At 62.9% G+C, this 17,067-nt stretch carries 20 protein-coding genes and 2 pseudogenes; 7 read left to right on the forward strand and 15 right to left on the reverse strand.

Going from position 1 to position 17,067, the window contains the following annotated elements; all coding sequences use genetic code 11:
* The first annotated feature begins 45 nt into the window (after positions 1 to 45).
* A complete protein-coding gene (gene merE / locus YA0848_RS06945) occupies positions 46 to 282 on the forward strand; it encodes a broad-spectrum mercury transporter MerE (RefSeq protein WP_123085812.1) in 237 nt (78 codons plus the stop codon).
* Positions 283 to 442: 160 nt separating this feature from the next.
* Positions 443 to 655: a DUF3330 domain-containing protein gene (locus YA0848_RS06950; RefSeq protein ID WP_123085811.1), complete on the forward strand. Its 213-nt coding sequence runs from the start codon at positions 443 to 445 to the stop codon at positions 653 to 655.
* A 283-nt stretch (positions 656 to 938) separates the two neighbouring features.
* Here the strand turns inward: YA0848_RS06950 and tnpC are convergent, their stop codons facing one another.
* Positions 939 to 1,301 carry a Tn3 family transposase post-transcriptional regulator TnpC gene (gene tnpC, locus YA0848_RS06955; protein WP_123085810.1) on the reverse strand — a complete coding sequence of 121 codons (363 nt, stop codon included), beginning with the start codon at positions 1,299 to 1,301 and terminating at the stop codon, positions 939 to 941.
* Positions 1,301 to 1,666: pseudogene (locus tag YA0848_RS06960) on the reverse strand (Tn3 family transposase); the annotation flags it as partial. The pseudogene YA0848_RS06960 and the gene tnpC, both read right to left, overlap by 1 nt.
* Before the next feature lie 17 nt (positions 1,667 to 1,683).
* Between YA0848_RS06960 and YA0848_RS06965 the strand changes: the two are divergent.
* Positions 1,684 to 1,914, forward strand: a complete 231-nt coding sequence (locus YA0848_RS06965; protein WP_123084430.1) for a LysR substrate-binding domain-containing protein — start codon at positions 1,684 to 1,686, stop codon at positions 1,912 to 1,914.
* A 624-nt stretch (positions 1,915 to 2,538) separates the two neighbouring features.
* Here YA0848_RS06965 and ubiT read toward each other — a convergent pair.
* From ubiT to moaB, 5 genes are all read right to left on the reverse strand, one after another.
* A complete protein-coding gene (ubiT, locus tag YA0848_RS06970; RefSeq protein ID WP_047585337.1) occupies positions 2,539 to 3,000 on the reverse strand; it encodes a ubiquinone anaerobic biosynthesis accessory factor UbiT in 462 nt (153 codons plus the stop codon).
* Positions 2,997 to 3,884, reverse strand: a complete 888-nt coding sequence (locus tag YA0848_RS06975) for a U32 family peptidase (protein ID WP_198712328.1) — start codon at positions 3,882 to 3,884, stop codon at positions 2,997 to 2,999. Before YA0848_RS06975 ends, ubiT begins: the two co-directional genes overlap by 4 nt.
* 7 nt (positions 3,885 to 3,891) lie before the next feature.
* Entirely contained in the window at positions 3,892 to 4,881 is a 990-nt protein-coding gene (gene ubiU, locus YA0848_RS06980) for a ubiquinone anaerobic biosynthesis protein UbiU (protein ID WP_198712329.1), read from the reverse strand.
* Positions 4,882 to 4,958: 77 nt separating this feature from the next.
* Entirely contained in the window at positions 4,959 to 6,191 is a 1,233-nt protein-coding gene (locus YA0848_RS06985) for a molybdopterin molybdotransferase MoeA (protein WP_047585331.1), read from the reverse strand.
* A complete protein-coding gene (gene moaB / locus YA0848_RS06990; RefSeq protein WP_123084432.1) occupies positions 6,188 to 6,742 on the reverse strand; it encodes a molybdenum cofactor biosynthesis protein B in 555 nt (184 codons plus the stop codon). Before moaB ends, YA0848_RS06985 begins: the two co-directional genes overlap by 4 nt.
* A 172-nt stretch (positions 6,743 to 6,914) precedes the next feature.
* On the opposite strand from moaB, the gene YA0848_RS06995 reads away from it, so the two are divergent.
* Positions 6,915 to 7,136: a DUF3079 domain-containing protein gene (locus YA0848_RS06995; protein ID WP_047585327.1), complete on the forward strand. Its 222-nt coding sequence runs from the start codon at positions 6,915 to 6,917 to the stop codon at positions 7,134 to 7,136.
* Positions 7,137 to 7,139: 3 nt separating this feature from the next.
* Here the strand turns inward: YA0848_RS06995 and YA0848_RS07000 are convergent, their stop codons facing one another.
* The 5 genes from YA0848_RS07000 to norR all read right to left on the reverse strand — a co-directional run bounded on the left by YA0848_RS07000 (position 7,140) and on the right by norR (position 10,147).
* A complete protein-coding gene (locus YA0848_RS07000; protein WP_123084433.1) occupies positions 7,140 to 7,586 on the reverse strand; it encodes a molybdenum cofactor biosynthesis protein MoaE in 447 nt (148 codons plus the stop codon).
* A gap of 1 nt (position 7,587) precedes the next feature.
* On the reverse strand, positions 7,588 to 7,836 hold the full coding sequence (moaD, locus tag YA0848_RS07005; RefSeq protein WP_047585323.1) for a molybdopterin converting factor subunit 1: 249 nt from the start codon (positions 7,834 to 7,836) through the stop codon (positions 7,588 to 7,590).
* 10 nt (positions 7,837 to 7,846) lie between these two features.
* Positions 7,847 to 8,011 carry a pyridoxine 5'-phosphate oxidase C-terminal domain-containing protein gene (locus YA0848_RS36620; protein ID WP_080756960.1) on the reverse strand — a complete coding sequence of 55 codons (165 nt, stop codon included), beginning with the start codon at positions 8,009 to 8,011 and terminating at the stop codon, positions 7,847 to 7,849.
* 124 nt (positions 8,012 to 8,135) lie between these two features.
* Positions 8,136 to 8,603, reverse strand: a complete 468-nt coding sequence (gene moaC, locus YA0848_RS07015; protein ID WP_123084434.1) for a cyclic pyranopterin monophosphate synthase MoaC — start codon at positions 8,601 to 8,603, stop codon at positions 8,136 to 8,138.
* A gap of 14 nt (positions 8,604 to 8,617) precedes the next feature.
* Positions 8,618 to 10,147, reverse strand: a complete 1,530-nt coding sequence (gene norR / locus YA0848_RS07020; RefSeq protein ID WP_198712331.1) for a nitric oxide reductase transcriptional regulator NorR — start codon at positions 10,145 to 10,147, stop codon at positions 8,618 to 8,620.
* Positions 10,148 to 10,272: 125 nt separating this feature from the next.
* On the opposite strand from norR, the gene ytfE reads away from it, so the two are divergent.
* From ytfE to YA0848_RS07035, 3 genes are all read left to right on the forward strand, one after another.
* Positions 10,273 to 10,968, forward strand: a complete 696-nt coding sequence (gene ytfE, locus YA0848_RS07025; protein WP_123084436.1) for an iron-sulfur cluster repair protein YtfE — start codon at positions 10,273 to 10,275, stop codon at positions 10,966 to 10,968.
* Complete coding sequence (locus YA0848_RS07030) at positions 10,961 to 13,240, forward strand: nitric-oxide reductase large subunit (RefSeq protein WP_047585314.1); 2,280 nt, start codon at positions 10,961 to 10,963, stop codon at positions 13,238 to 13,240. Before ytfE ends, YA0848_RS07030 begins: the two co-directional genes overlap by 8 nt.
* 105 nt (positions 13,241 to 13,345) lie before the next feature.
* Entirely contained in the window at positions 13,346 to 13,693 is a 348-nt protein-coding gene (locus YA0848_RS07035) for a hypothetical protein (RefSeq protein ID WP_047585311.1), read from the forward strand.
* Between the two features lie 33 nt (positions 13,694 to 13,726).
* Here YA0848_RS07035 and YA0848_RS07040 read toward each other — a convergent pair.
* The 3 genes and pseudogenes from YA0848_RS07040 to YA0848_RS35915 all read right to left on the reverse strand — a co-directional run bounded on the left by YA0848_RS07040 (position 13,727) and on the right by YA0848_RS35915 (position 17,040).
* A pseudogene (locus tag YA0848_RS07040) lies at positions 13,727 to 14,790 on the reverse strand (acyl-CoA dehydrogenase family protein).
* A 157-nt stretch (positions 14,791 to 14,947) separates the two neighbouring features.
* Positions 14,948 to 16,429 carry a TonB-dependent receptor gene (locus tag YA0848_RS07045; RefSeq protein WP_332873544.1) on the reverse strand — a complete coding sequence of 494 codons (1,482 nt, stop codon included), beginning with the start codon at positions 16,427 to 16,429 and terminating at the stop codon, positions 14,948 to 14,950.
* Complete coding sequence (locus YA0848_RS35915) at positions 16,426 to 17,040, reverse strand: TonB-dependent receptor plug domain-containing protein (protein WP_232925055.1); 615 nt, start codon at positions 17,038 to 17,040, stop codon at positions 16,426 to 16,428. Before YA0848_RS35915 ends, YA0848_RS07045 begins: the two co-directional genes overlap by 4 nt.
* Positions 17,041 to 17,067: the final 27 nt, after the last annotated feature.

Here is a 17,067-nt window from a genome sequence, read left to right on the forward strand (position 1 = left end):
CGGAGTTGGCCGGGCTGACCCATCGCGCCATCGAAGGTCACACCCATGCGTAACACCAACCAATCCGAATCAATCAAGATGCCCCGCTGGCACGCCTACACGTGGGGTGTGCTCGCCGCGCTCACTTGCCCCTGCCATTTGCCTGTGCTGGCATTGCTGCTATCAGGGACTGCGGCCGGGGCCTTCGTCAGCGAACATTGGAGCCTAGCAGCGCTCGTGCTGGCGGTTCTCTTCATCCTCTTCCTGAGAGCGGCACTACGGGCCTTTCGAGTGCGGCAGTGACCATCTCAGACACTGAGCAGTCTCCGCTGCCGAGTTGCGGCAGGTTTGGAAGCGTTGGGAATTTTTGCTGCACTACCAGCCGCAGGTCGATCTGCGCACAGGTTCGATCACAGGTGCGGAAGGGTTACTAGGTTTTCTTGGACGATGGAGGAACCCCATCATGAACGCAAACGACACCCCCACTATCAGCTGCTGCGAATGTTGCAAGGAAATTTCCCTTGACGCCGCACTGACGCCGGAAGGTACCGAGTACGTCGTGCACTTCTGTGGCCTGGAGTGCTATCAGCGTTTTATGTCGCGCGCAGATAAGAGAGCGGCATCCGAGCCTGATCACCCCTGCACACCAAAGGTCAGTACCCGTCACGACGACTAATCTTTGCCTCTGGAAAGTGGCTCTGGTTTTTTGCAGAAAGCGTGAGCCCATTGAGATTAAATGCAAGTCCGCTCGTGGCTAAGGTAAGCCCGAAGGCTTCGTCAGTAGTTTTATCTAGGCCGATGCCCAGGAGGACGGCAGCGTACCTACAGGGCGTCAAAACCGGCTACTCTGAGTCAAAGTCCACCCCACAGTACAGCGATGCTATAGAGTTACTCGTCATCAGTTTTACTCTGCACCTCCATTGTATTCAGTCTGCCGGCAGCCCATCTGCACGGATAGTCTAGTCCTGATAGTCAGGAGCAAGCGCTGCCAAAGGAGCAACGTGTTTAGAACCCGCCTGCAAGCATGAACATAAAGCAGAAATATCCTCTTGAAGGGCCATCGCCTGTTCCCAAATACTGTCGACATCACTGGAAGCCACAGTGAGGGGGAAACCTTCCAGTACCGTCATGGCCATGGCATGCAGGCGTAGGAAGTCTTCTCGAATGCTACCGACCCCTCCGATTTCAGCAAGGCAGGCATCCAGCCGGTCGACCAAGTTGAGCAACTGAGCGGTGTCGTAGCTTGCACGCAGAGAGTCGAGTACCTTGGCATCGACGTCCCCATAAGGTGTCACGCAGAACGAAGCTGGCGGGATATGCATCAGTTCGTCACCTCAACGTTGCTGTCGGGCATCTGTTTCGCACGCATTGATCCCGCAGCCTGCTGGAAAATGGAATCCTTGATCCAGGGTTCCGGTGGGCGTTTGAGTTTCAGGTTGAACTCCCCAAAGCGTTTGACATTGCTGGTCAGGTAGGGACTGAGAAACGATACGTCGTCGTCAGTGAACTGCCAGCCATCACGGGCGAGCTTCTGCAGGATGCGCATCATGTCCACGGTGTTCTGCAGGATCACCGACGAGGCCACCATGTCGTTGTAGCGCAGGCGCTTCTGCTGCTCGTCCGGATCGTTTTCGGCGATCACGTCACCGCCAAAGGATAGCCACTTAGAGAAGCCGTTGTAGGACTCTCAACAGCAATCGGCTTATGGTGAAGGCAGCAATCCAAGGTATGGGCATCGCCTATGTTCCAGATTTTTATGCTGAAGCAGCTATCAAAGACGGACTACTTGAAACCATCCTGGGGGATTGGTGCCCAGCAGAGCCGGGGCTAGCGCTTTACTATTCTGGTCATAGGCAGGTGCCCGCCGTACTTCGGGCATTCATAGATTTGCTGAAAGAAACCCAACCCTCACCCGTTGAAATCCAAGAGCAGTAACGACAGGCCGCAAGGTACGCCAGCGGCTACCCATCCCGAACACTGTTATTCAGCGTGCTCGACGACAGCCAAACGCCGAATGGCTATCAGCGGCCTTCATCAACTATCCCTAATGCGCGCGCCCTGCGCCGGAGAAAATAATCGCTGTTGCGCAACCGTAACGCATACCCATCGACCGCGCTTTGCCGGAATCATCCAAATAGGTCTCAATCATGAAAGCGACGATTGTCCCGGAACAGTTTGCCCGCTCGTCGGCATCTGGCCCGCTCAGCTCCAAATGGAACTGCCCTCCAGGCAACGAACACACTGGCGCTTGGTTCCCCAGCTTATGTCTTCATACCGGCTTTCGTCATAGCTAGGTGGCATCTGGGCTGACATCCAATCGGAGCTCCATAAAACACTGCTTGAGTCTACTGCCCGCCATTCTTTTAGCACTGGCGGCCGTCGCCATCGCCTGCAGCCTACTCTCGCTGGTTCTGATTCACCTGGTTCCTGAAATCGTCCCGCTGCCCCCTGTCTAGCACCAAGCCTTGGCGGTATCGAAATCATCAAACAAGGTGCCGAAATCCAGCATCGCTGGATCAACAAACGCGACCATACCCCCAAGCTCACCATACCGCATTCTTAGCGCACCGCCGCCCCCATCTCTCGTACCAGCTGCCAGAACCGAGGCGGCAACTGATCGGGGTCCAGACCGTCCAGCAGGTTTTTTACACCCAAGCCCAGGTCAGTGTCGCCCTCAATCACCAGACGTCGACGGAAGAACAGAGTGTCAGGATCTTCCTGGCGGCTCGCCAACAGCAAAAAGTCTCGCCACTGCCCGCGGATGCACACGTCCACTGCATCGCACCGGCCCACGCGCAGCTGCGAGTCCTGACAACTCAAGCACCAGGTCAGCCCAAGATCGCTGACCTCCAGGCGTAGCCAACGACCGTGCAGAAGGTCGAAGGCCCCCTCGGCCAGCGGCACGGCAAATAGCCGGCTGGCCGCCCGCTCGATGACCAGGCGCTGCATGACGAAGGGTACGTGGCGTCCATACGGCAGCAACGGCTCGCCGAATTTCACCAGCCACCGCGCCATACTCATAGGCCCACAGCCTCGATCGTCAGCATGCCAGGTCGGCCATGCCAGTAGCCATTGCAGCCACTGACCGCCAGTGGTGGTAGCGCCCCGTCACGCACCGCGGCGAAGTCGTCGATCACCTGCCCCATACCCTCGCTGCGCGGGCTCAGGCGCAGCACATCCACACCACACGTGGCAATGGCCTGATAATCGGCCAGCAGGTTTCCGACCTCGGAGGACATGGTCTGGATACCGTTGAGGGTAAACAGCGCCTGCCCCTCCTGACTGAGCAGCGGAATGCCCTCAGGATAGTTCTGGCAGCAGAACTGGCAGTCGTCCTTTGGCCGGTTCTCAGCCCGCGCGGTGAAGCAACGCGCCGAGTAGGCCAACGGCAAATGGCCATAGGCGAACAGTTCCACTTCAGGCCGCCCCACCTGCAGAGCATCGAGTTGCTGCAGGCAGTCCTGCAGCAGGAGACCGGAACACTCCACCGGTGGCACCCAGCGCTGCAAACCACACTCCAGCAACTCGTGCAGGGCATGGGCGTTGTACAAGTTAAGCGCCGGTCCGGCGACGAAATGCCGGCCGCGCTCGGCGAGCAGTTGCACCGCGCCCATGTCGTTGGCCTCCACCAGAAAATCGCCGTTGTCGCACAGGCGGCGGAGGCTGGACAGCTCGGAAGCAGCCTCGACCAGCGCCAGTCCGGACAGCACCAGCTCGGCGCGGCTGCACTCGCGCAGCTCGCGGGCAAGGCCGAGCCAGTCGTCCAGCGACAGGGCACGGCGCTTGGAACAGACGGTTTCGCCCAGGTAGATGATGTCAAGCGGTTGAGCGGCCATCTCGGCGTAGAAATCCAGCAGCTTGCTGCGGCTCCAGTAGAACAACACGGGTCCCAGGCTCAGTTTCATAGGCTCCTCACTGCCAGGATCGGTGATATGCACCGAGGGTCGTCTGGCTGCCTTCAGACAGCCCTGCCAGGTCCTTGCGCCAGCGCTCCTGCACGGCAAAACGACCGCTGGCATGGGCATCCAGCGCTTCGCGCCAGACCCTCGTGACCTGCTCGACATAGGCTGGGCTGCGCTGGCGCCCCTCAATCTTCACTGCGGCGATGCCTATCTCGGCCAATTGCGGAACCAAGTCGATGGTGTTGAGGCTTGTCGGCTCCTCCAGCGCGTGGAAGCGCTGGCCGTCCACCAAAAAACGGCCCTTGCACAGGGTCGGATAGCCGGCCGGTTCGTCTGGCGCGTAGCGGTCGATCAGTACGCCGCCCAGACGCGAGCTGAGGCCCTGGGCTTCCTCCTGCCAGCGCACCGCCTTAGCCGGCGAACACACCCCGCAGAGGTTGGGCGACTCGCCGGTAACATAGGAGGACAGGTGACAACGCCCCTCGGCCATGATGCACAGACTGCCAAAGGCGAATACCTCCAGCGGCACCGTGCTTTTCTCGGCCACCTGGCGCACCTGAGCCAGCGACAACACCCTAGGCAACACAGCGCGCCGGATGTTGTAACGCTGCTGGTAGAACGCCAGGGCAGCGACGTTGGTGGCCGAGCCCTGCACCGAGAGGTGCAGGTTGAGATCGGGATGCCGCCGGCTGGCGTAGGCCAGCACGCCGGGATCGGCAGCGATCAGAGCATCCACCCCTAGTGCGGCGGCTTGGTCCACCGCGCGCTGCCAGCGCGCCCAGCCCTGGGGCTGGGCATAGGTGTTGACGGCAACATAAAGCTGTCGGCCACGCTTACGGATCAGGTGCAGCCCCGTCTCCAGCTGCCGCTCGTCCAAATTGAGCCCGGCGAAATGACGGGCATTGCTGTCATCGCGAAAGCCAACGTAGATGGCGTCCGCGCCTTGCTGCAGGGCAGCCTTGAGGGCGGGTAGACTGCCCGCCGGACAGACCAGATGCATGAATCGACTCCTACTTCAACGACGATGCGCCACTCTAGGCGTCGTGAACCTGAACGCCTTGATTGTGGTCAAGCCACTCATGCCAGCAGGCTGTCGAGCGCCAGAAACCCCACGGGCTCGCCAGCGCGCAGGGTACGCCCCGCCTCCACCACGGCCAGGCCCTCGGCCCAGCTCATGGCACTTAGCATGGCCGAGCCCTGCTGGGCATGTGGCACCACACGCAGCTCACCATCCCTGACCTCGAGACGGGCGCGCAGGTACTGGCGCCGCGCATTGGCCCTGGGCCAGTCGAAACCGGCGGGCAATGGCAGTGCGCGTGACGACACGTCGCTGCGCCCCTGTGCCGCCAGCAGGAAGGGCCGCGCCACCACCAGAGTGGTAAGCAGCGCCGCCACCGGGTTGCCGGGCAGGCCGATCCACGGCGTACCACACACCCTGCCGAAGGCGAAGGGCTTGCCCGGCTGGATGGCCAGGCGCCACAGGTGCAGCTCGCCAAGCTCGCGCACCGCCTGCTTAAGGTGATCCTCCTCACCGACCGAGACGCCGCCGGAGCTGATCAGTACATCCCATTCGGACGCTGCGAGGCTTAGGGCGTCGCGACTGGCGCTCAGCTCGTCCTCCAGGACACCGCAGTCGTCCACTTCCAGTCCCCAGCCGCGCAGCGCGGCGCGCAGGCTGTAGCGATTGGCGTCGTAGATCTGTCCGGGATGCAGCGGTTCTCCCGGTTCGCGCAGTTCGTTGCCGCTGCTCAGCAGGCCTACGCGCAGACGCCGGTGCACCGCCACCTCGGCAATACCTAGGCTGGCCAGCAGGCCCAGCTGCGGCGCGCGCAGGCAGATGCCTGCCGACAGCACACAGGTACCGCGCTCGAACTCCTCGCCGCGCCGACGCACATGGTCGCCGCGGGTACAGACGGGCAGCCAGACGCCCTCGCCCTCCAGCCGCACCAGCTCCTGCGGCACAACGCTGTCAGCCCCAGGTGGCAGCGGCGCGCCGGTGAAGATGCGCACCGCATGCCCTGACGGCAGCTCCTCCAGCGCCGCATCGCCGGCGGCGATACGCCCGGCCAGCGGCAGGTAGCCCGGCCCGCCCTGCAGATCGGCGGCACGCAGCGCATAACCGTCCATGGCGCTGTTGTCCCAGGCCGGCATCGACCGTAGGGCATGTACCGGCTCGGCCAGGGTGCGACCCAAGGCCTGCTCCAGGGCTACCCATTCGACCGCCGGCGGCGTCGGCACTTGGGCCAGTAGGTCAACGATGGCTTCATCGACCGGGCATAGCCCGGGCTGGTCGCAAGCGCAGCCGTTCATGCGCGCGACCCGCACAGCACCGTGGCCTGCTCTGGCAGGCGCTTGAGGTGGGGCACGAAATTGCACGGCCGCGTACGGCAGTCCAACTGCTCACGGAGGATCCCGTTCCAGGCTGTGCTGCAGGCACCGGGCGAACCGGGAAGGCAGCACACCAGGGTGCCGTTGCTGATGCCGGCCAGGGCGCGCGACTGTACGGTAGAGGTGCCGATCTCGGTCAGGGAAATCTGCCGGAACAGTTCGCCGAAGCCATCCACCATCTTGTCCAGCAGCGGCGCCACGGCCTGCGGCGTGTTGTCCCGCGCGGTGAAGCCGGTCCCGCCAGTGATCAGCACCACCTGCACCAGCGGGTCGGCAACCCAGGCACACAGGCGTGCACGAATCTGCCAGATGTCGTCGGGCACCAGCGCCCGCTCGACCAAAGCGTGCCCGGCGCTCTCCAGCGCCTCGATCAGGGTCTGGCCCGAGCCATCGCTGGCCAGGTTGCGGGTATCACTGACGGTCAGCACGGCGATGCACAGTGCCTGGAACTCGGGGTTAGACAAGTGAGCCATTTTGGCGCCTCCATAGTATGACTGGACGCAGCCTGAGCCCGCGGGAGCGTCCCGCCCATTCCCCAATGGAGGTATCACCAAGGACCAACGCGACAAACCTTGACCACGGTCAAGGCTGCCACGTACCTGGGTATTAGCCTGAACGCGAAACCAAGGCCGGGAGGCGTTTCGCATGGCCAAGAAATTCCCTCTGCACCCGAGTCATCCCGAACGCATCTGCTGGGGGTGCGACCGTTACTGCCCGTCGGACTCGCTGGCATGCGGCAATGGTGCGGACCGCACTATGCATCCGGCCGAGATGATCGGCGATGACTGGTACCTGCACGGTGACTGGGGCATCGAGGTGCCTGAGCCGGTGGCGGATGCCGAGCAACCGCAGCACCGGTCGCGCTGAGGGCTACCAGCGTCGTGCGGCGATCGCATCACTAGCGCGCGCATCCACCCACTGAGCGCCCTGCGCGCACATTTCCTTCTTCCAGAATGGCGCCCGTGTTTTCAACTGATCCATGAGATAGGCGCAGGCCTCGAAGGCTACCTGCCGATGGGCACTGCCAACACCAACGAAGACGATCGGCTCGGCCGACTGCAGCAGGCCGTGACGATGCACGATTAGCACCTCGTGCAGCGGCCAGCGGACTCTGGCTTCGGCCTCGATGCCGGCCAGGGCCCGCTCGGTCATGCCAGGATAGTGTTCAAGGAACATCGCCCGCACCTCCCCCGCATCGCCATAGTCGCGTACCAAGCCGACGAAGCTAGCCAGCGCACCGACACCAGCGCAGCGCTCCTGCAACTGGTCGAGCAGCTGCGCCGCGGAAAAGCTATGCGCCTGAACCTGCACGCTCATCTTAGCCTCCGGTGACGGGCGGGAAGAAAGCGATCTCGTCGCCGTCCTGCAGCACCTGATCGAGCCCGCAGAGTTCCTGATTACACGCGCACATCAAGTTTTGCGCGGCCAGTGCCGACCAGGCACCGCCACGCGCCACCAGGTTCTGGCGCAGTTGATCTACGCTGGTCAGCTGCGGCTGCCAGTCCAGGCACTCGCGGTCCAGCCCAAGTTGCTCGCGATACCCCGCGAAATAATGGACTTCCAACATACTTCTCTCCTCAGTTTTCAGGGGGCCAAACGCACGTGGCGCCGCCCTCTACAGTCAATTGGTAACGCAGGCGGCCATGCAGACAATCCGGGCGCCCTGCCCAGAATTCCATGCTGACGGGATCCCCGCCTGGACGACGGACCTGCTGAGTAAGCGAGCAGAGCCAGCGGCGCATGGGAGCCTGCCGTTCTAGCCGACTGTAGCCATGCTACTGGTGGCACATGCCACTCAGTTGATCGCTTCTCCACATGAGGCCGCTCCAGTCTGCTGGCACGCGTTGGCGCCCACCTTGCGTTGGATCAAGGCACCCGGTAAGTCCCCGAAGCGCCTCCGCTCTTCTCCAACAGGCGCACGGCCTCGATACACATGCCGCGATCCACCGCCTTGCACATGTCGTAAATGGTCAGCGCGGCGACACTTGCAGCAGTCAGCGCCTCCATCTCCACGCCCGTCTGCCCTGCCAGTTTGCAGCGCGCGACGATATGCACGCAGTCCTCGCCCTCGGCCTCAAGCTCGACCTTGACGCTTGTGAGCATGAGCGGATGGCACAGGGGAATGAGGTCGGAAGTCTTCTTCGCCGCCTGGATACCGGCGATGCGCGCCACAGCGAAAACGTCGCCCTTGGGGTGATGCCCATCGGCGATCATCGCCAGTGTCGCCGGCAGCATGCGCACGCGGGCTTCGGCTACGGCCTCGCGGCAGGTCACCGTCTTGTCGGTGACATCCACCATGCTGGCACGGCCGTGGGCATCGAGATGGGTCAGCATAGGTTTCTCCATAGTCAGATTAAGTTGAGCCGCCGTGCCAGCTTACGCAGATTGCTCGGGTCGATTGCCAGCGCCCGTGCGGCGGTGGCCCATTTGCCGCCATGCTGCGCCAGAGTGTTCTGGATCAGTTCGCGCTGATAGCGGTCCACAGCCTGGTGCAGGCTTTCGCTGGGTACCAGCGGCACAGCCGACGGGACGCTGCTCGGCACCGGCGCCGGGCCATCCAGCCCAAGCCAAGGTGCCTCGATACTGAGCAATGCGGTGCGCGACTCAGCCTGGCTGAGCACCTTGAGCGCGGGGCGGCTGATCACATGCTCCAGCTCACGCACGTTGCCCGGCCAGGAGTAGGTCAGCAAGGCGCGCTCAGCATCGGCGGACAGGCGCAGGCAGCGCAGGCCCAGGCGGGCACGGTTGAGTTCGAGGAAATGCCCGGCCAGCACCAGCACGTCCCGGCCGCGCTCGCGCAACGGCGGTATGTGCACCGGGTAGACAGAAAGGCGGTGGTAGAGGTCGGCGCGGAAACGTCCTTCACGCACCTCCTCGTGCAAGCGCCGGTTGGTCGCGGTGATCACTCGTACGTCGACATGCCTTGGGCGGTCAGCGCCCAGGCGCTGAATCTCGCCGTTCTGCAGGGCGCGCAACAGCTTGGCCTGGATTGACAGCGGCAGCTCACCTATCTCGTCGAGAAACAGGGTGCCACCATTGGCCGCCTCAAAGCGTCCGGCGCGCTCTTGCGCGGCACCAGAAAACGCCCCCTTCACATGGCCGAATAGCTCACTCTCAGCCAGGGTCTCCGGGAGTGCGGCGCAGTTGACGTAAACCAGCGGCTTGCGCGCGCGCGGCGAGTGGGCATGCAGCCAGCGGGCAAACAGCTCCTTGCCTACGCCGGTCTCACCTTGCAGCAGTACCGGCAGCTCGGAGTCCGCTACGACGCCCAGCTCGTCGAGTAACTGGCATAACACCGGGCTGTCGCCGAGGATGGTGCCGCCAGTCTCGTCACCAACCTCACCCTCCTCCCGTCGGGCCAGGCGCAGGCTGCGAATTTCGTTTTCCAAGCGACACATCCGCAGTGCTGCCTCGATCAACAGGGCATAACGCTGCAGGCGCTGGGTGGCGTTGCGGTCAAAGGTACCGCGGCGCAGGGCATCCAAGGTCACAGCCCCCCATAGGCGGCCGTCGAGAAACAGGCTCATGCCCATGCAGTCGTGCACCGGTAGCGGCTCATCTGGACTGTCCTGCAACAGGCCGTCGTAAGGGTCGGGCAACTCGCTGTAGGCGGCGAATTGCAATGGCTCGCGCTGTGCCAAGATCTGCGCCAAGCGCGGATGCCGGGCGATTACGAAACTGCGCCCCAGCGCTTCGTGGGCCAAGCCGACTGCAGCCTGCGGCCGCAGGCTTTCGCCATCCAGACGCAACAGCACCACCGCACTGCAAGCGAATATTTCGCGCAGGCTGACAACCAGACGCTGCAGGCGTACAGCAGATGGTAGCTCGCTGGCCAGATCGGCGAGCAAGGCGTTCTGCAGAGGGGTGAAATCTACCATTTCGGGTATCCGCTACCTGATTTCTTCCGGGTAGATTAGACCCTGGCGGCACGCAAACCCTTGATTTCCGTCAAGTTGAAAAGCGGCACGGGGCTTGCGATGGAGCATACAGACCAATATGTCTGATAGGAGAACTCCATGGCCACCCACTACTTGACAGCACCCTAGGCAATATCGCCTGCAGCATCCCCGGGGCGACCCGGGTATTCCACGAATTCCACCTCGACTTCTGCTGTGGCGGTCAGAAGAGCCTACGCCAGGCCGCACAGGAACGTGGCATCGATGCCGACCACGTACAGGCACGCTTGCTCTCTCTCAGTGGCGAAGCCCAAGACACGGAGGATTGGCGCACGGTCGCGGACGAGCGGCTGATTGAGCACATTCTGCAGCGCTACCACGATGTGCACCGTCAGCAACTGCCGGAGTTGATTCGTCTCGCCGCGAGAGTCGAGCAGGTGCATGGAGGTCGTGAGCACTGCCCAGTGGGACTGACCGATCTGTTGATCGACATGCAACAGGAGCTGGAAAGCCACATGCAGAAGGAGGAGCAGATCCTCTTCCCGATGATCCTACGTGGCGGCGGCACGATGGCAGGTGGCCCAATCTCAGTGATGCGTTACGAGCATGACCAGCACGGCGAAGCGCTGGAGCGTGTCGTCGAATTGACCGATGACATGCAGCCACCGGCCAATGCCTGCAACACCTGGCGCGCGTTGTACCGCGGACTTGACGAGCTGCGCTGCGACCTGATGCAGCACATCCACCTGGAAAACAATCTGCTGTTCCCGCGTGCCCTCGGTAAGGAGGTACAGCATGGGTGAGTACCGCAAACTCTGGTGGGCATTGATCGCCGTACTCGGCGTGACTTTCTGCGTACTCGGCTGGTTCGGCCGCGAGGTGTATCGTCAGGCGCCGCCAATCCCAGAACAGGTGCAGAGCACCGACGGCAGCCTGCTATTTACCAACGTGGACATACTAGACGGGCAGACCGCATGGCAGAGCGTCGGCGGTATGCAGCTCGGCTCGATCTGGGGCCACGGCGCCTACCAGGCACCGGACTGGACTGCCGACTGGCTGCATCGCGAACTGACGGCGTGGCTCGACCTGGCCGCGCAGCACACCTACGGTGTGCCCTATGCCCAGGTGGACGAAGACCACCAGGCCCTGCTGCGCCAGCAACTCAAGCGCGAATACCGTGGCAACCAGGTGCAAGGCGAGGTGCTGGTGCTCAGCGAACGCCGCGTCGCCGCTGTCGAACAGACTGCGGCCTACTATGAGGCGCTGTTCGGCAAAGACCCGGCCCTGCAAGGCAGTCGCAAGAGCTTCGCCATGAAGGAGAACACCCTGCCCGACGCCGCCCGGCGCGAGCAGCTGACCCGCTTCTTCTTCTGGACAGCCTGGGTCGCCGCAACCGAGCGCCCAGGGCATGACGCCACCTACACCAACAACTGGCCCCACGAACCGCTGATCGACAACAAGCCCACTGCGGAGAACCTGATCTGGTCCATCGTCAGTGTGATACTCCTGATTGCCGGTATCGGCTTCCTGGTCTGGGCCTGGGCCTTCCTGCGCGATCACGAGGAGGATGAACCGACTGCACCGGCCCACGACCCGCTCAGCCTAGTGGCCCTGACGCCATCGCAGAAAGCGCTGGGCAAGTACCTGCTGCTGGTGGTCGGACTATTCGCCTTTCAGGTCGTGATCGGCGGTGCTACTGCGCACTACACGGTGGAGGGCCAGGACTTCTATGGCTTCCCGCTATCGCAGTGGTTCCCCTACTCGCTGCTGCGCACCTGGCACATTCAGAGCGCTCTGTTCTGGATCGCCACCGGCTTCCTCGCTGCGGGTCTGTTCCTCGCACCCATCATCAGCGGCGGCAAGGATCCGAAGTTCCAGAAACTTGGCGTCGACGTGCTGTTCTGGGCACTGGTGGTCGTGGTGCTCGGCTCCTTCGTTGGCAACTACCTGGCCATCGCCCAGATCATGCCGGCCGAGTGGAATTTCTGGCTCGGTCATCAGGGCTACGAGTACGTCGACCTCGGTCGCCTGTGGCAGATCGGCAAGTTCACCGGCGTGGCCTTCTGGCTGCTGTTGATGCTGCGCGGCATCTTGCCGGCCTTCCGCCAGCCCGGCGACAAGAACCTGCTGGCCCTGCTGTCGGCCTCGGTGATCGCCATCGGCCTGTTCTACGGCGCCGGCTTCGCCTACGGCGAGCGCACCCACCTGTCGGTGATGGAGTACTGGCGCTGGTGGGTGGTGCATCTGTGGGTGGAGGGCTTCTTCGAGGTCTTCGCCACCACCGCGCTGGCCTTTATCTTCTCCAGCATGGGCCTGGTCTCCAAGCGCATGGCCACCACCGCCAGCCTGGCCTCGGCCTCGCTGTTCATGCTCGGCGGTGTACCGGGCACCTTCCACCATCTGTACTTCTCCGGCACCACCACCCCAGTGATGGCAGTGGGCGCCACCTTCAGTGCCCTCGAAGTGGTGCCGCTGATCGTGCTCGGCTATGAGGCCTGGGAGAACTGGCGCCTGAAGAGCCGTGCGGCCTGGATGGAGCGGGTCAAGTGGCCGCTGATGTGCTTCGTCGCCGTGGCCTTCTGGAACATGCTCGGCGCTGGGGTGTTCGGCTTCATGATCAACCCGCCGATCTCTCTGTACTACGTGCAGGGCCTCAACACCACACCAGTGCATGCCCATGCCGCGTTGTTCGGGGTCTACGGCTTCCTCGCCCTGGGCTTCACGCTGCTGGTGCTGCGCTATATCCGCCCGCAGATGCAGTTCAACCAGGGACTGATGAAGGTCGCCTTCTGGTGGCTCAACGCAGGCCTGGTGCTGATGATTGCCACCAGCCTGCTGCCCATCGGCATCATCCAGTTCCACGCCAGCGTCAGCGAGGGCCTGTGGTACGCCCGCAGCGAGGCCTTCATGCAGCAGGATCTGCTGCAGACCCTGCGCTGGGTGCGTACTTTCGGCGACGTGGTGTTCATCGTCGGCGCCCTGGCCATGGCCTGGCAGGTGGTCATTGGCTTCTTCTCACCTGTCCCCAGGAGCGTGCCGCTGCGCGCGCAAGGAGGTGCCCGAACGATTAATTAAATACGTTGGATGTGTATTGGCTAGGCTCGGCCCGCGATACGCGGGTCGAATCGTTGTTGACCTCGCCTAGACTGAAACATGAAGTTTCCCGAACGGAGTCGCACCATGCATACACACAAGATTCTCACGTACCTCGACACTCCCGGCAGTCGCCCGCTATGGCAAGTGTTCTGGCTGCAGGGCGTGCTGCTCAGCCACCTGCTGTTTGGCGCCATCCTGCTGCTCTACCGGCAAGTCGACAGCGTAACGCTGGCCCTGCTGCTGGCGGCCTTCGTCAGCTACACCGCCTGGGTGCTGAACGCGGTCTGGCGCAACGCCGGCAACGTGCGCGAGCCCATCTACGGCGAGATCGCCCGCTTCCTGACCGTGGCCTGGTCGATCAATGCCGTGCTGGCCTCGTTCTTCCTGCTGCTTGCCCACCTGCAGCCGTTCGGCCACGGCCTGCCGTTCTGAGGCTCAACCCGGCGGCGTGAGATAGGCCGCCGTCTACCCGCGCTGCTGGGCGCTGGCCTCCAGCTCCCAGCTCGCCAGGCTGCGCAGATGTACCTCATCGGGGCTGTCGGCGAAGCGCAGCGCGCGACCCTAGGTGTAGAAGTCCGCCAGCGGCGTATCCGGACTCAGGCCCGTGGCACCGAACACCTGCATGGCGCGGTCGACCACCCGGCAGAGCATACGCGGCACCTACGCCTTGATCATGGCGATCTCCCGGCGCGCCGCCCTGGCGCCTACTTCATCCAGCATCCAGGCGGTCTTCGGCACCAGCAGACGCGCCTGCTCGATAGCCAGTCTCGACTCGCCGATCCAGTCGCCGATATTGGCATACTGCGCCAGATAGCGGCCGAATGTGCGGCGCTCCTGGCAGCGCTCCAGCAGCAGCTGCAGGGCCAGTTCGGCCATGCCGATGGCGCGCATGCAGTGGTGCACTCGCCCCGGTCCTAGGCGCACCTGGGCCATCATGAAGCCGTCGCCCTCCTGGCCGAGCAGGTGATCGCACGGCACCCGCACATCGCGCAACAAAATCTCCGCATGACCTTCTGCCGAAACATGGTTGAGCACCGGAATATTGCGCAGCACCTGCACGCCAGGGGTATCGAAGGACACCAGCAGCATGCTCTGCTGACGATGGGGCGCGGCCTCGGGATCAGTCTTGCCCATCACGATCAGCAGACGACACTGCGGGTGACAGGCATTGGCGATGAACCATTTGCACCCGTTGAGGACGTAATGCTCGCCGTCACGACGGATCAGCGTCTGCACGTTGCCGGCGTCCGAGCTGGCCACATCCGGCTCGCTCATGGCAAAGGCCGAACGGATCTTGCCTTCCAGTAGCGGCAGCAGCCAGCGCTGGTGCTGCGCGGGGCTGGCAGAAACAGGCTCCACAGCCCTTCGCTGCGCGCCAGGGCCTTGAGGTCGTTCATGAAGGAAACCGGCAGGCATCAGGCCTGCACCTCCGCCAGCCACTGGGCATGACGCGGCACCACATGGGTATCCATGAAATCCTGCAGCTGCCGGCGTAGTGTTTCCACTCTGGTGCTGAAGGCAAAGTCCATCGCATCCACCTCGGGGGGGGGGCGGTGAGACCAGCCGAAGTCAGCACCGGCCCGACTCGAAGAATGCTGGGCGGCATGGATGAGCAGGTATCACGGCGCCGCGAAGCCGAGCCGAGCCGAGGTTGACCAGCGTTATGGCGCGTGTTCGTCACCCGCTCTAGAACCGGTAGTCCATCCCCACGCTCAGGCTGCGTTCGTTGCCGCTGAGGAATGTCGGTTGGCTGGCGTCGGCGCGATTGCGGATCACATAACTGCTGGCATAGACCTCGTCGCTCAGGTTGTCACCTTGCAGATACAACGACAGCCCTTCATTGACCTTGTAGCTGGCCTTGAATCCCCAGAGGGCATAGGAGTCCTGATAGTTGTTACGGGTGTTGGCATGGTCGGTCGGGGTGTCCTGCGGCAACCAGCGCAGGTTCGGGCCGATGCTCCACGGGCCGCGGCGATAAAGCAGCTCGCCCGCCCACAGCTGGCGTGGTACACCTGCGATCTGATTGCCCTCGAACTCGCCGCCACGGAAGGTGAAGTCACTGAAGGTCCAGGCCAGGCGATAGGCCAGGTCCCCGCCAAGCGTGGCGGAGGTCGGCAGCAGGCCCTTGATTCCCGCCTCGACGCCGCGATGGCGTGTGCGCGATGCGTAATTGTAGGTACCTACCCTGACGCCCAGACTGTCGGAGGTGGAGATCAGCTCGTCATCCACGTCACTGTGGTACAGCGACAAGCTCCACTCGTTGCTGCCAATACCCCCCTGGCCGCCGATTTCGTAGGTGGTCGCGCGCTGCACATTGAGCTCAGTCAGCGACGCCGTGGCCTGCGCCGGCGCAGTAGGTGGCACCTGCCCGACGACAATCTCCCAGAAGGTTGGCGCCTCGTGACTACGGCTGATGTTGGCGTACCAGCGCTGGTTTTCACTGGGCGTCCAGTTCAAGCCGATCTTCGGCGTGGCGAAGTCCCAGCTCTGATCCAGGCTGGCGTTGCTGTTACGCGAACTGGCATCCCGGCTGACATCACTCCATTTCAGCTCGGTGACCAGGGTCCAGTCCTGCGCCAGATGCCAGTCCAGCCCAGCCAGCAGATCGACGTTACGCGCTTCGAGGTCGAAGTCGCCGAAGCGCTGCAGGCGACTGCCGTCCTGGCCGCTGTTGGCATAGAGCTCACGGGTTATGTCGCTGTAGGACCAGCCAGCACCGAAGCGATAGTCGAACAGGCGCTGCTCGCCTTCCAGGCTCCACTGGGCTCCGAGCGTGTCGCTGTCGGTCAGGGTATGGCTGAGCGGGTCGGTGAAGTCGTCCACCGTATTCTGCCCGTAGACACCGAAGCTCTGTTGCCAGCCAGTGCCCTGCCACTGGGTGCGGTTGGCCAGGCGCAACTGCTGGGTATCACGATGCGGATCGCGCCGATATACATTGAGCAGGTGATCCTGCGCCGTATTGCCGTCTCCAAGCACGCTACGCGGATCATCTTCCAGACGCGCCTTAGTGATGACGTTAGGAATCTCGAAGGTGAGATCGCTCCAGGACAGGTAGCTGCGATTCTCCACGCCATCCCCCAAGTCCAGGCCAAAGTTGCTATGCACCAAGGTGCGGTGCGAAGCAGAGTGATGACGATAACCGTCGTACTGATCTTGACTGATGCTCACCCGCGCATCTGCCCGGCCTCCGCCAGGCCGGCAGCGACCTGCACGGCCTGGCGACCGAAACTGCCACTTTCCAGGCGCAAACGCCCGGCCTCGTCGGCACCGGTAAGCGAATTGAATTCCAGCTCGCCACCCAGCGTGGTGGCACCCGGGCTGCCGGCGTTGGCACCGCGTCGGGCACTGATCCAAGAAGCATTACGCGGCTCCAGCAGGCCCATGACGAAGGAGCCATCGGCCTCGTTGAGCGGTAACCCGTCTTGTAGCAGTAGTACGCCACGATTGACCGGATTGCTCTGAATACCCGAGCCGCGGATGTTCAGGCGCGGCTGATCGGTGCCTCCGAAAAAGTCCTGAATCACCAAACCGGGCTGATAGTCCAACGCATCACGCAAGGTCGCCAAACGCGTTTCGCTCTGCGGCGTGGCCAGGTTGGTACCGCCAGGCACTCGGGACAGCTCTTCGCGCTCAGCTTCAACCGACTGATTTGCTGGAGCCTGGCGTTGACCGCTGATTGCCAGTGGCTCCAACTCGACCGGATCGGCAGCACAATCCATCAGTGGCAGAGCGCCCAGAAGTGTCAATGAAAGATACTTCAGGTAAAAGGTTCGACGCATGACACTCTCCTTCACGAACAGAAATAA

The sequence above is a fragment of the Pseudomonas sp. S4_EA_1b genome (assembly GCF_016307435.1).
In the GTDB taxonomy this organism is placed as follows: Bacteria; Pseudomonadota; Gammaproteobacteria; order Pseudomonadales; family Pseudomonadaceae; genus Aquipseudomonas; species Aquipseudomonas rhodesiae.